The organism is Pseudomonas morbosilactucae, from assembly GCF_023241715.1.
Taxonomy (GTDB): Bacteria; Pseudomonadota; Gammaproteobacteria; order Pseudomonadales; family Pseudomonadaceae; genus Aquipseudomonas; species Aquipseudomonas morbosilactucae.
In genome coordinates this window covers 16,276-31,623 of sequence record NZ_JALQCW010000023.1, presented here as the reverse complement: position 1 = coordinate 31,623, position 15,348 = coordinate 16,276, and the positions used below count along the sequence as shown (strand labels likewise).

The 15,348-nt window shown below is 63.8% G+C and carries 12 protein-coding genes; 4 read left to right on the top strand and 8 right to left on the bottom strand.

The window, feature by feature from the left end:
• Positions 1-1,236, bottom strand: coding sequence for a 3-methyl-2-oxobutanoate dehydrogenase (2-methylpropanoyl-transferring) subunit alpha (locus M1B34_RS11245; RefSeq protein WP_123331975.1), 1,236 nt, complete (start codon positions 1,234-1,236; stop codon positions 1-3).
• 196 nt (positions 1,237-1,432) lie between these two features.
• Between M1B34_RS11245 and bkdR the strand changes: the two genes are divergently transcribed.
• Entirely contained in the window at positions 1,433-1,921 is a 489-nt protein-coding gene (gene bkdR, locus M1B34_RS11240) for a Bkd operon transcriptional regulator BkdR (RefSeq protein WP_123331977.1), read from the top strand.
• A gap of 27 nt (positions 1,922-1,948) precedes the next feature.
• Here bkdR and M1B34_RS11235 read toward each other — a convergent pair whose 3' ends face one another.
• A complete protein-coding gene (locus tag M1B34_RS11235; protein ID WP_268265171.1) occupies positions 1,949-3,151 on the bottom strand; it encodes a cyclic di-GMP phosphodiesterase in 1,203 nt (400 codons plus the stop codon).
• A gap of 255 nt (positions 3,152-3,406) precedes the next feature.
• Here M1B34_RS11235 and M1B34_RS11230 point away from each other — a divergent pair, with 255 nt between their 5' ends.
• Positions 3,407-4,885 carry a DASS family sodium-coupled anion symporter gene (locus M1B34_RS11230; protein WP_123331981.1) on the top strand — a complete coding sequence of 493 codons (1,479 nt, stop codon included), beginning with the start codon at positions 3,407-3,409 and terminating at the stop codon, positions 4,883-4,885.
• A 6-nt stretch (positions 4,886-4,891) separates the two neighbouring features.
• Here M1B34_RS11230 and M1B34_RS11225 read toward each other — a convergent pair whose 3' ends face one another.
• The 4 genes from M1B34_RS11225 to M1B34_RS11210 all read right to left on the bottom strand — a co-directional run bounded on the left by M1B34_RS11225 (position 4,892) and on the right by M1B34_RS11210 (position 8,695).
• Positions 4,892-5,761: an aldose 1-epimerase gene (locus tag M1B34_RS11225; RefSeq protein ID WP_268265170.1), complete on the bottom strand. Its 870-nt coding sequence runs from the start codon at positions 5,759-5,761 to the stop codon at positions 4,892-4,894.
• A 73-nt stretch (positions 5,762-5,834) separates the two neighbouring features.
• Positions 5,835-7,115: a TRAP transporter large permease gene (locus tag M1B34_RS11220; protein WP_268262148.1), complete on the bottom strand. Its 1,281-nt coding sequence runs from the start codon at positions 7,113-7,115 to the stop codon at positions 5,835-5,837.
• Entirely contained in the window at positions 7,116-7,643 is a 528-nt protein-coding gene (locus M1B34_RS11215) for a TRAP transporter small permease (protein ID WP_123331987.1), read from the bottom strand.
• Positions 7,644-7,723: 80 nt separating this feature from the next.
• Positions 7,724-8,695, bottom strand: a complete 972-nt coding sequence (locus M1B34_RS11210; RefSeq protein ID WP_268262147.1) for a TRAP transporter substrate-binding protein — start codon at positions 8,693-8,695, stop codon at positions 7,724-7,726.
• A gap of 430 nt (positions 8,696-9,125) precedes the next feature.
• Between M1B34_RS11210 and M1B34_RS11205 the strand changes: the two genes are divergently transcribed.
• Entirely contained in the window at positions 9,126-10,784 is a 1,659-nt protein-coding gene (locus M1B34_RS11205; RefSeq protein ID WP_268265169.1) for an MFS transporter, read from the top strand.
• Positions 10,781-11,914 carry an HlyD family secretion protein gene (locus tag M1B34_RS11200; protein ID WP_268265168.1) on the top strand — a complete coding sequence of 378 codons (1,134 nt, stop codon included), beginning with the start codon at positions 10,781-10,783 and terminating at the stop codon, positions 11,912-11,914. Before M1B34_RS11205 ends, M1B34_RS11200 begins: the two co-directional genes overlap by 4 nt.
• 61 nt (positions 11,915-11,975) lie before the next feature.
• Here M1B34_RS11200 and M1B34_RS11195 read toward each other — a convergent pair whose 3' ends face one another.
• Together M1B34_RS11195 and M1B34_RS11190 are read right to left on the bottom strand one after the other, a co-directional pair.
• The gene (locus M1B34_RS11195) at positions 11,976-12,923 is read right to left on the bottom strand and encodes a helix-turn-helix transcriptional regulator (protein ID WP_268265167.1); all 948 of its coding nucleotides are present in this window, start codon (positions 12,921-12,923) and stop codon (positions 11,976-11,978) included.
• A gap of 38 nt (positions 12,924-12,961) precedes the next feature.
• Entirely contained in the window at positions 12,962-15,340 is a 2,379-nt protein-coding gene (locus tag M1B34_RS11190; protein ID WP_268265166.1) for a glycoside hydrolase family 3 C-terminal domain-containing protein, read from the bottom strand.
• Between the last annotated feature and the right edge of the window lie 8 nt (positions 15,341-15,348).

The following is a 15,348-nucleotide window of genomic DNA, read 5'->3' as shown; positions in this document are numbered from 1 at the left end:
TCAGATCCCCAGCTGCTGGCGTTGACGCTTGAGGTGCTCGGGCATGTCTTTGTAGACGTCCTCGAACATGGTGGCGGCGCTAGGGATCTGGCCGCCGGCGAGGGTGCCGAACTGCTCGGCTTCCTTCTGCGCGGCAATGACTTCGGCTTCCAACTCGGCACTGACCGCCGCGTGTTCCTCTTCGGACCACTGGCCAATCTTGATCAGATGCTGCTTGAGGCGGGCAATCGGGTCGCCCAGGGGGAAGTGGCTCCAGTCGTCAGCCGGGCGGTACTTGGACGGGTCGTCCGAGGTGGAGTGCGGGCCGGCGCGGTAGGTGACCCATTCGATCAGGGCCGGGCCGAGGTTGCGTCGGGCGCGTTCGGCGGCCCAGCGCGAAGCGGCGTAGACCGCGATGAAGTCGTTGCCGTCGACCCGCAACGAGGCAATGCCGCAGCCCACGCCGCGTCCGGCGAAGGTGGTGGCTTCACCGCCAGCGATGGCCTGGAAGGTGGAAATCGCCCATTGGTTGTTGACCACGTTGAGGATCACCGGTGCGCGGTACACGTGGGCGAAGGTCAGGGCGGTGTGGAAGTCCGATTCGGCGGTGGCGCCGTCGCCGATCCAGGCCGAGGCAATCTTGGTGTCGCCCTTGATCGCCGAGGCCATGCCCCAGCCCACCCCTTGCACGAACTGGGTCGCCAGGTTGCCGGAGATGGTGAAGAAGCCCGACTCGCGGACCGAATACATGATCGGCAGCTGGCGCCCCTTGAGCGGATCGCGCTCGTTGGACAGCAGTTGGCAAATCATGTCCACCAGTGGCACGTCGCGAGCGATCAGGATGCTCTGCTGGCGGTAGGTGGGAAAGCACATGTCATCGATGTTCAGGGCCAGGGCCTGGGCGCTGCCAATGGCCTCTTCGCCCAGGCTCTGCATGTAGAAGGACATCTTCTTCTGGCGCTGGGCGACCACCATGCGGTTGTCGAAGATCCGCGTCTTGAGCATGGCGCGCATGCCCTTGCGCAGGATCTCAACCGGCACGTCGGCGGCCCACTCGCCCAGGGCGTTGCCCTGGTCGTCGAGCACACGGATCAGGCCGCGGGCGAGGTCGGCGGTCTCGGCGGGTTCCACATCAATGGGGGGCTTGCGCACCAGGCCGGCATCGTTCAGGTGCAGGTAGGTGAAGTCGGTCTTGCAACCGGGACGGCCCGAGGGTTCGGGAACGTGCAGGCGCAGCGGTTCGTACGCTTGGTTCATGGCTTATTACGCTCGATCTTGTGAATTCTTGTAATTGGGCGCGCTTAGCTGACTGTCATTCCCTGGGTAAGGGAAATCTTGTCCTACAAACATCATAGGCCGGGCCAAGGAGAATATTTATCTGTGTTTCATTGCGCTGGCGGTTATTTGCAGATAAAAATTCTGCATAACCACAAAAAGAAGGTTGTTTTATCTCATGCGCAAACTGGACCGTACGGACATCGGCATTCTCAACAGCCTTCAGGAGAATGCCCGCATCACCAACGCCGACTTGGCCCGTTCGGTGAACCTGTCGCCCACCCCGTGTTTCAACCGGGTCAAGGCCATGGAGGAGTTGGGGGTGATCCGCGAGCAGGTGACCCTGCTGGATGCCGAGCTGCTGGGGCTGCACGTCAACGTGTTCATTCACGTCAGTCTGGAGAAACAGGTGGAGGAGGCCCTGCAGCACTTTGAAGAAGCCATCGCCGACCGCCCGGAAGTCATGGAGTGCTACCTGATGGCAGGTGACCCGGATTATTTGATCCGGGTGCTGGTGCCGACCATCCAGTCCTTGGAGCGCTTCATGATGGACTTCCTGACCAAGGTGCCGGGGGTGGCCAATATCCGCTCCAGCTTTGCCCTCAAGCAGGTGCGCTACAAGACCGCGCTGCCGCTGCCGGCCAATGGCCTGAGCTTGGGCAGCTAAGGCCGGACACAGGAGGCGGGCGGGGTTTTAGTGGGCGACCCCGGTCCACAGCTGTTCGAGGTAGTTGAAGTCCCAGTCCTCGGGGGCTTCACGGCCGATGATGCGTTCCTGGCCGCGCAACTTGGCCAGGTCGAGCACGCTTTGCTGGATCGGCAGGTTGGAGCGGGTCGAAAAGAACACCTTGACCTTGGGCATCAGCAGCGAGCTGGCATGTTGCTCCAGCACCACCCCCAGGCGTCCGCTTTGCAGGCGCACCAGGGAACCCACCGGGTAAATGCCGACGCTTTTGACAAAGGCCTGGAACACCCGGGTGTCAAAATGGCCGTCCCAGCCGGACATGCGATGGATCGCCTCGGCCGGGTCCCAGCCGCGGTTGTAGGGGCGGTTTGAGGTCACCGCGTCATACACGTCGCAGACTGCGCCCATCTGCGCGAACAGGCTGATCTGCTCACCTTCCAATTGGTGCGGGTAGCCGGAGCCATCGACCTTTTCGTGGTGATGCAGGCACACGTCGAGCACCAGTGCGTCCACCTCCTGGCTTTGTCGCAGAATCTCGCTGCCGGCCTGGGGGTGGTGCTTGATCTGGTCGTATTCGCTGTCCGATAGCTTGTGCGGCTTGTTGAGGATGCTGTCGGGGATGGTCAGTTTGCCGATGTCATGCAACAGCCCGGCCATCCCGGCCTGTTGCACTTGCTGGGCGGGCAGTTCCAGTTGGCGAGCGAGGGCGATCATCAGGGCACACACCGCCACCGAATGCATGTAGCTGTAGTCATCGGCGGTTTTCAGCCGCGCCAGGCTGATTAGGGCGTTGGGGTGGCGCAGCAGGGAATCGGTGATGCGCCCCACCAGGGCGCCGGCGTGCTGCATGTCCACGGCCCGGCCCAGGCGCACCTCCTGGAACATGTTCATCACTGCTTGCCGGGAGTGGGCGCACAGCGTGCGTGCCCGTTCCAGTTCCTCGCTCATGGGCACCTGGGGCGGGCGGCGCAGGGTGGGCGCGGACAGCGCCTCGTCATGCTCGGTCATAACCGGCTCGCTGGGCGCAAGGTCCAGGCCTTTGGCCGAGTCGATCCAGAGGTTGTGCATATTGGAGCGTTGCAGACGCTGGTAGTCCTGGGGGCTGTCGAGGATGAAGCCGGCTTTCCAGAACGAGTGGTCCAGCCAGGAACCGCAGAATTGATGGATGTACATGCCCATCCGCAATTGATTCAACGCGATGAGTTTCAGCATAAAGGCACCTGCAGCGGGAGTGTTGGTCGTGATCACGTCGACTCCTTGTCGCCTTGATGGCACTTTGACCTTTCTGCGCAAAAAAATGTGCGGTCGCGGAGAGAAAATATTTTCTGGCCACGGCCGAAAGCCCGTTGAAGCCACTTTTTTACCGACCTGGAACCGGCGCAAACCCGCGGGCTTGACCTTTATCAAAGCGGCCGCGGGTGTTTCCCGGCATGCTGCCGACCTTTCATCTGAATAAGGATTAGGCCCATGCCCGCCACTCAAGCACCTGCGGTCAAGGCCGGTTTACCCCTGGGATTGATGCTGGCCGTACTGGCGATGATCGGTGTGCTGCTGTTGCCCCTGCCCGCCGACTTGCCGATAGCAGGGCAGCGCATGCTGGCGATCCTGGCGTTTGCCGTGGTGGTGTGGATCAGCGAGGCAGTGTCCTACGAGGCCAGCGCCATCATGATCACCGCCCTGATGGCGGTGCTGATCGGCACCGCCCCCACCCTGCAGGACCCCAGCCAGACCTACGGCAGTTCCGCCGCCATTACCCTGGCCCTGACCGGGTTTTCCAACTCGGCCCTGGCCCTGGTCACCGGCGCCTTGTTTATCGCCGCGGCCATGACCCACACCGGGCTCGACCGGCGCATCGCTCTCATTACCCTGAGCCGGGTCGGCACCAGCACCCGGCGCATCCTGATCGGCGCCATTGCCGTGACCATTCTCCTCAGCCTGCTGGTGCCCAGCGCCACGGCCCGCAGCGCCTGCGTGGTGCCGATCATGATGGGGGTGATTGCCGCCTTTGGCGTGGATAAGCGCTCGAACATCGCCGCCGGGCTGATGATTGTGGTGGCCCAGGGCACCAGCATCTGGAACGTCGGGATCCAGACTGCCGCCGCCCAGAACCTGCTGACCCTGGGCTTTATGGACAAGATGCTCGGCCAGCGCGTGTCCTGGATCGACTGGCTGATTGCCGGCGCGCCCTGGGCCCTGATCATGTCCGTGGTGCTGCTGTGGCTGGTGCTGAAGTTGCTGCCACCGGAAAGCGACAGCATCCCCGGCGGCAAGGAGGCGGTGGCCCAGTCCCTGGCGGAGCTGGGCCCCATGAGCGGTCCGCAGAAACGCTTGCTCAGCGTGTCGGTGCTGCTGCTTCTGGCCTGGGCCACGGAAGGCAAGTTGCACGCCTTCGACACCACCACGACCACTTACGCCGGGCTGGTAGTCCTGCTGTTGCCACGGATCGGCATCATGACCTGGAAGGACGTGCAGGCGCGGATTCCCTGGGGCACGGTGATTGTCTTCGGGGTTGGCATCAGCCTCGGTTCGGCCCTGCTGACCACCCACGCCGGGCAATGGCTGGGCGGCCAGGTGGTGGGGCGCACCGGGCTGGATCAGCTCGGGCCGCTGGCGGTGTTTGCCATCCTTGGGGGCTTCCTGATCCTGATTCACCTGGGGTTTGCCAGTGCCACCGCGTTGACCTCGGCGTTGCTGCCGATCCTCATGGCGGTCCTGCAAACCCTGCCTGGGGACTTCAGTCGCCTGGGCATGACCATGCTCCTGGGGTTTGCCGTGAGCTTCGGCTTTATCCTGCCGATCAACGCCCCGCAGAACATGGTCTGCCTGGGCACTGAAACCTTCACCGCCCGGCAGTTCGCCCGGGTCGGGGTGATCGTGACCCTGGTGGGCTACCTGTTACTGCTGGTGTTCGCCGCCACCTACTGGAGCTGGCTGGGCTGGCTCTAGGCCGTCTTACAGGGGCTGGTACTGCAGGCTGAACGTCAGCTCGGTGCTTTGCCCCTGTTCCAACAGCCGCAGCCCCGGGTGCCCCGGCAGATGGTGGGCATTGACCGGGTGGCTGACCGGCTCGAAGCAGAAGAACGCCTTACCCGGCGGGCAGTACAGCAGGAAGTAGTCGGCGCCGCTGGCCTGGCACAGCAACTGGTAGCCGGCGCTTGCTTCGATGATCCGGCACTGGCCGTCCCACTCGGTAAAACCGTTGTCCACCAGGGTTGGCGGCAGGTCGTTGGCCTGGCGGAAATTCCATGCTGGCGGCAATGCGCCCAGTTCGGTGGGCAGGCGCGACTCGGCGCAATGCCAGACCTGCTCGGCATGGGCCTGCAAGCGACTGTCGGCCCGCCGCGGGAAGTAAGGGTGCAGGCCCAGGCCATGCCAGGCCGGCGCCGAATCCAGGTGAGTGACCTGCAGTTCAATGCTCAGGCAACCGTCCTTCAACTGCACCCGTTGCCGGGCGCGGTAGGCGAAGGGGTAGTCGGCGTGCAACTCCAGCAGCACGCTGTCGGCCTGCTGCTCCAGCACTTCCCAGGGTTGTTGCCAGGCGCTGCCGTGAATCGGCAGCGGGTCGCCGGGGTTGTTCGGCGTCAGGGGCAGCCAGCCTTCGGGGCACTGGAAGCCGCCCTGGGCGATGCGGTTGGACCAGGGGATCAAGCCATAGCAACCCAGCTTGCCCGGCAGGCCACTTTCAATGGCCGCCGTGTCGCTGTGGCGCAACAGCGGCAGGTCGCTGCCCAGTACGCTCCAGTTGACGATGGCGGCGCCTGTCTGGGGCGCCAGGGTCAGGCGGGTGAATGAGTCTTCGAGGGTCAGCAAGCGTGCAGGCATGCAACGGCACCAGGCAAGGGAAAGAGGGCCCGGGCCACCGCCTTGGCGGGGCCCGGGGTTTTCAGCGGTGCGCTCAGAGCACCAGGTTCGGCAACCACAGCGACAGCGCCGGAATGTAAGTCACGGCCATCAGCACCAGGAGCAGCACGGCGTAGAACGGCAGCAGGGCCTTGACCGTGCTTTCGATGCTGACCTTGCCCACTGCCGAGCCGACAAACAATACCGCGCCCACCGGCGGGGTAATCAAGCCGATCCCGAGGTTGACCAGCATGATCATGCCGAAATGCACCGGGTCCACGCCAATCCCCAGAATCACCGGCATCAGGATTGGCGTCAGGATCAGGATCAGCGGCGCCATGTCCATCACCGTGCCCAGCATCAGCAGCATGGCGTTGATGCACATCAGGATCACGTAACGGTTGTCCGACAGGGTCAGGAACATCGTGGTGATCTTCGACGGGATCTGCATCAGGGTCATGATGTAGCCGAAGCTGGCGGCGAAGCCGATGAGGATCATCACGATGGAAATGGTCCGCACCGTGCGATGCATCAGCTTGGGCAGTTCACGCCACTTGTAGTCGCGGTAGATGAACATGGTGACGAAGAACGCCCAGAGCACGGCAATCGCCGCCGACTCGGTGGCGGTGAACACCCCGGACAGGATGCCGCCGAGGATGATGACCATGGCCATCAGGCCCCAGAGCGCTTCGCCACAGATTTTCAGCGCCTGTTTCAGGGGGATGGTTTCGCCCTTGGGGTAGTTGCGTTTTTTCGCGAAGATCAGGCACAGCACCATCAGGCAGGCGCTCATCAACAGGCCCGGAACGATGCCCGCCATAAACAGCGAGGCAATCGACACCGTGCCGCCGGCTGCCAGGGAATAGAGCACCGAGTTATGGCTGGGCGGCGTCAGCAGCGCCTGCACCGAACCGCTGACAGTCACTGCGGTGGAGAAGTCCCGGGGGTAGCCCTTGCGTTCCATTTCCGGAATCAGCACCGAGCCTACCGACGCGGTGTCGGCCACCGAGGAGCCGGAAATCGCCCCGAAAAACGTCGAGGCCATGATGTTGACCAGCGACAGGCCGCCGCGCACGAAGCCCACCAGCACCCCGGCGAAGGCCACCAGTCGGCGGGACATGCCGCCCTCGGCCATGATGGCCCCAGCCAGCACGAAGAATGGAATCGCCAGCAAGGAGAATTTGTTTACGCCGCCGGCCACCTGGATCATCAGGGCCTGGAACGGAATGTCGATCCACCAGGCGCCGATCAGCGCCGACAGGCCCAGGGCATAGGCCACCGGCATGCCGAGAAGGATCAAGGCGATAAAGCTGCCCAACAGAATCAGCGCATCCATTTACGCGGCCCCTTCGTTTTCTTCGACCAGGTCGAAACGCACCACGCGGCGCTGGCTCTGGTCGCCCAGCAAGAGTTTTTCCAGGACAAACACCAGGGTCACGGCGCCGCCCACGGGAATCGGCATGTAGGTGATGCCCACCCGTAACGTCGGCAGGGCGCTCATGAATTGGTTCCAGGTGGCCAGGCACAGCTTGGTGCCCCAGATCGTCATGAACAGGCAGATGGTCGCCATCAACAGTTGCGCCAGCAGCGCTGCAGCGGCCTTGGCCTTGGGCGGCAGGCGATCGGTGACCATGGCCACCGCCATGTGGGCGCCGGCGCGGTAGCTGGCGGCGGCGCCGATAAAGGTGAACACCATCATCAGCAGGATCGCCGTGGGCTCCGGCCAACTGGAGCCGGTGCCCAGCACGTAGCGGGCGAACACGCCCCAGGGGATGATCAGGGAGATGGCCAGGATCGACAGCCCGGCGACCCAGATGCAGGTCATGTACAGGCGGTCATTGAGGCTCAGCACGAGCTTCTTCATCGGGTTTCACCGTAACCGGGCCGAGCGCCCACGCCTGCGCGCGGTCGTTCGGCCGGGCCTGCTAGCGGAAAGAGAGGGGGTTATTCGACGGCTTCGATGCGGGTCATCAGCTCGGCGTACGGGGCACCGTACTTCTGGCGGATGCTGGCGGTGGCGTCATAGAAAGGCTTCTTGTCCACGGTGATGAACTCGACGCCGGCGGCCTTGAGTTTGGCCTCGCTGCTGGCGGACTTGATGTCCCACAGTTGACGCTCTTCCAGCTGGGCGGCCTGGGCGGCCTTTTTCACCAGGGCCTGCTGCTCGGGGGTGAGCTTGTTCCAGGTCAGCTTCGACATCACGATCGGTTCCGGCAGGATCAGGTGCCCGGTCAGGCTGTAGAACTTGGCGCTCTGGTAATGGTTGTGCTCAAGCAGGGTCGGCGGGTTGTTTTCCGCACCGTCGATGACCCCGGTCTGCAGGGCGCTGAAGATTTCCCCGGTGTCCATGGCGATGCCGTTACCGCCCATGGCGTTGATGGTCTCGATGAACATCGGGTTGCCCTGCACGCGGATTTTCATGCCCTTGAGGTCGGCCAGGGTGCGCACCGGTTTCTTGGTGTAGAGGTTGCGGGTACCGCCGTCCATCCAGGCCAGGGCCACCAGGTTGAATTCGGAGTTGGTGATTTTATCGAGGATTTCCTGGCCGATTTCGCCGTCGATGACCTTGCGCATATGGGCCTGGTCACGGAACACGAACGGCATGTTGAACACGTTCACGTCTGGCACCACCGGGCCGATGATGCCCAGGCTGACCCGGGCCATCTGGATCGCCCCGACCTGAGCCTGTTCCACCACTTCCTTCTCTGAACCCAGCACGCCACCGGCGAACATTTTGAAGGTCAGCTGGCCGTTGCTTTCCTTGACCAGGGTTTTACCCAGGTTCTCTTCCGCCACCACGGTGGGGTAACCGGCGGGGTGGATGTCGGCGAATTTGATTTCCAAGGCCTGGGTCAGGCTTGAAAAACCGATGGCCAGCGGCAGGGCAGCCAGCAGCAGGGTGCGTTTGAAGTGCATGGTGAGTCTCCGTGTTGTTGTTCTTATTCCATGAGCGCGTCATGTTGTAGGTTGTCGTATGACTGTGCGGAGTGTTGTGGCCCATGGGGGAGTTTGTCAACGTTCATGGCTGAAAAAAATGCACGGATGGAACAGGTTTTTTGTGGTTTTGTGCCGTATTTAAGGCGATTTCTGCACAGAAAGGCGAGGCGGAACCGTAGGCTTGCGCTTGCGCCTATCTTTTCTAGTTGTGTGATGACATGGCTTTTTCTGTGGGGCGGGCGTCCAGATAAGGGACTTTCGGCAGCCCGGCGGGCACCCCGCTGCGGGCAAGGGCGTGTTGGGGGCAGGGCGTGCGGGTGAAAAAAATCAGCCTCGCTTCATCCCTTGAAATACTATTTAGCGGTATCGCGCCGACAGCAGTGGTCGGCGCACCGCACAAGGTCAGGTAATGGATCATTACGCCCCGCGCCAGTGGCAGCCCCACGAAAAGCCCAGCTTGCCCGGTTCCCCGTCGACCCCTTTGCACCCCACCCACAAGCGCCTGGCCTTTGCCCTGGTAGGGCTGCTGGTGGCACTCACTGGCGGCCTGGGCAACTCGTTGGTGATCGCCAACTTGCCGTACCTGCAAGGGGCGCTGGGGGCGACCACGGCGGAGATGGCTTGGCTGCCGGCGGCCTACGTGATGACCAACGTGTCGATGAACCTGCTGCTGGTGAAGTTTCGCCAGCAGTTCGGCCTGCGGGCCTTTACCGAAGTGTTCCTGGTGCTCTACGCCCTGGTGACTTTCGGCCATCTGTTCGTCAACGACCTCAATTCGGCGATTGCCGTGCGCGCCGCCCACGGCATGGTCGGCGCGGCGCTCAGCTCCCTGGGCCTGTACTACATGGTTCAGGCCTTTCCGGCGAAATGGCGGCTCAAGGCCTTGGTGCTGGGGCTGGGCACGTCCCAGTTGGCCTTGCCCCTGGCCCGGCTGTTCTCCGAAGACCTGTTGCAGATCGCCGAATGGCGCGGCCTGTACCTGTTCGAACTGGGCCTGGCGCTGACCTCCCTGGGCTGCGTGTTCATGCTCAAGCTGCCACCGGGGGACCGCTTCAAGACCTTCGAGAAACTCGACTTCCTGACCTTTGTCCTGTTGGCCAGCGGCGTGGCGCTGCTGTGTGCGGTGCTGTCGTTGGGCCGCATCGATTGGTGGCTGGAAGCGCCGTGGATCGGCCTGGCCTCGGCCGGCTCTATCGTGCTGATCATGGCCGGCTTGTGCATCGAACATAACCGCAGCAACCCGATGCTGATGACTCGCTGGCTGGGCAGCGGGGCGATCATCCGCCTGGCCCTGGCGGTGATCCTGATTCGCATGGTGCTGTCCGAACAGTCCACGGGCGCGGTGGGGTTTCTCCAGGCGCTGAACATGAGCAGCGAGCAGATGCGCCTGCTCTATGGCGTGATGCTCTTGGGCAGCATCGCCGGGCTGGCCACCAGTGCCCTGACCATCAACCCGGCGCACCTGTTTATGCCGCTGATCATTTCCCTGGCGCTGATGGCCGTGGGCTCGGTGATGGACAGCTTCTCCAGCAACCTGACGCGCCCGGCCAACATGTACCTGAGCCAGTTCCTGCTGGCCTTCGGCGGCACGTTTTTCCTCGGCCCGACCATGGTCCTGGGCACCCGCAACGTGCTGACCAACCCGCGCAACCTGGTGAGTTTCTCGGTGCTGTTCGGCATCTGCCAGAACCTCGGCGGGCTGATCGGCGCGGCCTTGCTCGGGACCTACCAGGTCATCCGCGAGAAGGTGCATTCCAGCCATATCGTCGAGCAATTGACCCTGCTCGACCCCCGGGTCCTGGCCCGGGTGCAGAGCGGCGGTTCGGCCTATGGTTCGCTGATCGCCGACCCGGACCTGCGCACCCTGCAGGGCATTCGCAGCCTGGCCACGGCCGCGACCCGGGAGGCCAACGTACTGGCCTATAACGACGTGTTCATGCTGATCGCGGTGATCGCCGTGCTGACCATGATCTGGATTTTCATTCGTAGCCTGTGGCTGCTGAGCACGACCCGAGCGGTCGAGCCGGCGGCCGCGCCCACTCAACCCAGCGGTGCCCCTTCTTCATGAGCGAACCCACCACCACGACCACCAACGCCATTGCCGCCACCCCCGAGGGCACGGCGCCACCGTCCAGCCCGGCCACTGCGCCGCGCTCGCTGCGGGTGCGCCTGCTTTCGTCCCTGGGCTTTGCCGCGGTGGCCCTGGCCGGTGTGCTGATTGTCTTGTACGCCTGGCAACTGCCGCCGTTCAGCAGCGCCATCGAAAGCACCGAAAACGCCCTGGTGCGTGGCCAGGTGACCATCATCGGCCCGCAGCTCAGCGGTTATGTGTTCGAGGTGCCGGTGCAGGACTTCCAGTTCGTCAAGGCGGGCGACCTGCTGGTGCGCCTCGACGACCGTATCTACCAGCAGCGCCTGGATCAGTCCCTGGCCCAATTGGCGGTGCAGAAGGCGGCGCTGGCCAATGTGCTGCAACAACGCAACAGCGCCGAAGCCACCATCAAGCTGCGCCAGGCCGCCCTGGCCGACAGCCAGGCCCAGGCGCGCAAGAGCGCGGCAGACCTGCGGCGCAATGAAGCCCTGGTCAGCGACGGTTCAGTGTCCCAGCGCGAGCTGGACGTGGCCCGCGCCGCCAACGCCCAGACCGTGGCGGCCGTGGCACAGGCCCAGGCGTCCCTGGAAATAGCCCGGCAAGACCTGCAAACGGTGATCGTCAATCGCGGGTCCCTGGAAGCCGCCGTGGCCAATGCCGAGGCCGCGGTGCAACTGGCCCGCATCGATCTGTCCAACACCCGGATCCTGGCCCCGCGGGATGGCCAACTGGGGCAGATCGGCGTGCGCCTGGGGGCCTATGTCAACTCCGGGGCGCAGTTGATGGCGTTGGTGCCCGACCAGTTGTGGGTGATCGCCAACATGAAGGAAACCCAGATGGACCAAGTGCGTATCGGCCAGCCGGTGAGCTTCACCGTGGACGCCTTGAACCACCGCCGATTCCATGGCCGGGTGCAGCGCATCTCACCGGCCACCGGCTCCGAATTCAGCCTGCTGCAAGCCGACAATGCCACCGGCAACTTCGTCAAGATCGCCCAGCGCGTGCCCGTGCGCATCAGCGTCGACCCCGACCAGGATGAAAGCCAACGCCTGCGCCCGGGCATGTCGGTGGTGGTGAGCATTGATACGGCGGGCCCAACCCCATAGCGCTGGCCGGCGCCTTGGAGGCCCAGGGCGGCCTCGATGGGGCACGTCGCGGCCGGCCTGTTTACGGCGACGGGTCCAGCAGGCCCATCAGCCGGCTGTCCCATTCCAGACAGCGAACATCGCGCCCGGCATCGTGGTAGTCGCGTTGCAGTTGTGACAGGTACTGCTTGCGGTACTCGCTGGGGGTCAGGGCGCAGTAGGTGCGAAAGGCCGCGATCAGTTGCTTGTGCTCGCTGAAGCCGCAGCTGTAGCTGATCTCGGTGATCGGCAGCGGTGTATGTTTCAGCAGGAAGCGCGCGCGGTTGATCCGTACCTGAGCCAGGTAATCCTTGAAATTGCAGCCGTTGACCTTTTTGAACAGCTTGGAAAAGTGGTGGTAGCTGAGGTGAGCCTGGGCGGCGACTTCCGCCAGGGGCAACTCCCGTTCGTAGTGGCAGTGGATGTAGTCAATACAGTGCTTGATCAGCTGTTGGTCTTTGCTGCGCAAGGGCTCCGGCGGCGGCTGGCGCGGTCCGGCGTTGGCCTGTTGCAGGCTGGACAACAGCAGGTAGATCAGCGCGATCCGCCGAAACGGATCCCGGTCGGTGCCCTGCAGTTGCTGTTCCACCAGTTGCTTGAGGGCGGCTTTGATTTCCCGGTCGCGCGCGCTGTAGTGAAGGCTGTCGGCCACCTGATAGTCGATCAGCAGGGCGGGCTGCAAATCATTGAACAGGTGGGGCGAGAACTGCACCGTGAGCAGTTGGCTATCGGGCTCCAAGGCTTGCAACTCGTGGATGCGCTCCTGGTTGATGTACAGCATGCCGCCAGGGCCCAACTCCTGGCTGTGCTGGTCGAGGCGGATGGCAAACCGGCCCTGGAGCACATGGATCAGTTCAGCGGCGGCGTGCCAGTGGGCCTCGCAGCGCTGCACCTGGGCTGCGAACAGGTTGATCTGCTGCCGATCGAACTCCACCAGTTCATGGCCGGGCAGGGTCGGCATGGGGTTGCGAGTCTGGGCGAAGGGCAGCATTTCAGGCGTCTCCAGTCAGTGGCGTCGGCGTGCAGGCTTTACTGTGGCCCGGTGAGCATGGCCGAGCCACCCGCCGGTGCGCCTGCCTCGGCGTCCAGGGCGGCCGCCAGCTCCTCGCGGGAAATATCCAGTTCGAGCATTTCCGTGAGGGTGATCAGTAAACCGCAAAACAGCTCCGGGGCGATCTTGCGCAGTTTTTCCCGGGTGTGTGCTTCCGGCATGCCGCTTTTGTCCGCGACCAGCTTCGCCACCCGTTCGAACAGCGGCGGGTTGTCCAGCAGTTGCACCAGGGAGCTGTGGAGGTTGACCGGTGGGTACAGCACCGGGGCCTGCACCTGGACCCTGGCCACGAGTTCGATGTGCCGCGAAGAACCCCCTACGCGCACCTGGTACTCGCCGCTGTCCACGACCCAGCGGGCGAAGGCGGGGTCGTAATAGGCGAAGTCCTGCCAATCCAGGTGCAGCTCGACGCAGCGACGTTGCCCAGGCTCCAGGGCCACCTTGGCAAAGGCCTTCAAGGCCTGGACCTCCCGGGGCAGGCGGCAGGCCGGCGGGGCCAGGTACAACTGCACCACCTCCTTGCCGAAACGTTCACCGCTGTTGCCCAGCTCCACGGTGACCGTCAGTGCTTGGCCGGGCTCCAGGGTGGCGCTGGAGGTGGCCAGCGAGTGGTACTCGAAATGGGTGTAGCTGAGGCCGAAGCCGAATGGGAACAAGGGCTCCAGGCGACGTTTATCGTAGTAGCGGTAGCCGACGAACAGCCCCTCGCTGTAGCGCTGTTGCAGGTTTTCCCCGGGGTAGGTGAGGAAGGCCGGGGTGTGTTCCAGGCAGTGGGGGACGCTGACGGTGAGTTTGCCGCTGGGGTTGACCAGCCCGAACAATGCCTGGGCCACGGCGCGGCCCATGCCCTGGCCGGCAAAGAAGGTTTCCAGCACGGCCTTGGCCTGATCCAGCCAGGGCATGACCACCGCATCGCTGTTGGCCAGGACCACAACCACATTGGGCTGGACCTTGGCCACCTGGATAATCAGTTGCTCGTGGCTGGGAAGAATATCGAGGTTCTGCCGGTCGCCGTTTTCACCGTCTTCACCAATCGCGGTGCTGACGAAGAGGATCGCCACATCGGCGGTTCGCGCGGTATCCAGGGCTTGCGCCATTGCCATGGGGTCGAGCTGATGGTCATCCGGGGTGCCCACTGCATAGCGGATATCGAAGGCTTCGGCCCCCAGTTCGAAGATCTCGTCCAGGGGCCGGTCCAGCAGATAAGGTCGAGTGGTGGCACAGCCCGAACCCTGGATCACCGGCGCCTGGGCCGGTTTGCCCAGCACGGCGATGCGTGGGGTTTTCCGTGGGCACAGGGGCAGCAGTTGATCCTGGTTTTTCAACAGCACCAGGGATTCCGCCGCCAGGCTCTGGGCCAGTTCGTGATGCTGATTGAAGTCGGCCCGGGTCTCGGGTTTGCGGCCGCGCCGAACCTTGTCGATCAGGGTCAGCATGCGCCGGCAGGACAGGTCCAGGCACTCCGGGGGCACCCGGCCTTGCTCGATGGCGGCCAGCAGTTCGCGCTGGTCGCGCTGGCTTTGCGGCATGCCCAGGTCATTGCCTGCCAGCAGCGACGCCGGCCGGTCCTTGATGCCGTACCAGTCGGACATCACCAGCCCCGGGTACTGCCATTCGTCGCGCAGCACCTGAGTCAGCAGCCAGTGATGCTGGGAGGTCTGCACGCCGTTGAGGCGGTTGTAGGAAGACATCAGCGTCCAGGGCTGGGCGCGGTCGATGGCGCGCTTGTAGCCGGCCAGGTAGATCTCGCGCAGGGCGCGTTCGTCCACCACCGAGTCCATTTCCGTGCGCCGGTACTCGGAGTTGTTGCAGGCGAAATGCTTGAGGCTGGCACCCACGCCCTGGTCCTGCAGGCCGTTGATCAGGGCTCCGGCCAGCTCGCCACTGAGGATTGGGTCCTCGGAATAGTATTCGTAGCCGCGCCCGGCCAGGGGCGTGCGGCGGATATTGATCCCCGGCCCCAGCAGCAGGCCGACACCGAAGTGCTGGCATTCCACGCCCAGGGCCTGGCCCATGCGGTACACCAGGTCCAGGTCCCAGGAACAGGCCAGGCTGGAGCCGTTGGGAAAGCACGTAGCGGGTTTCGACGCGCTGAACAGCGCCTCGGAGCCACTGGGCTGCGGGGTGTCGCCAGAGCTCTGGTTCACCACCTGGATAAAGTCCTCGAAGCTCCAGCTGGCACCGTCCTCGATCTGTTGGGTGCTGTAGCGAACGCCGTAGGTGCCGTCGGTCATGATGAAATCATCGATACCCAGGTGTTCCAGCCGGGCGCTGCGCCACAAGCCTTGGCCACTGAGCAGCTTGACCTTGTCGGCGGTACTCATGCGGGCCAGCAACGGGGCGTGGGGTTCGGTCATGGTGGGGA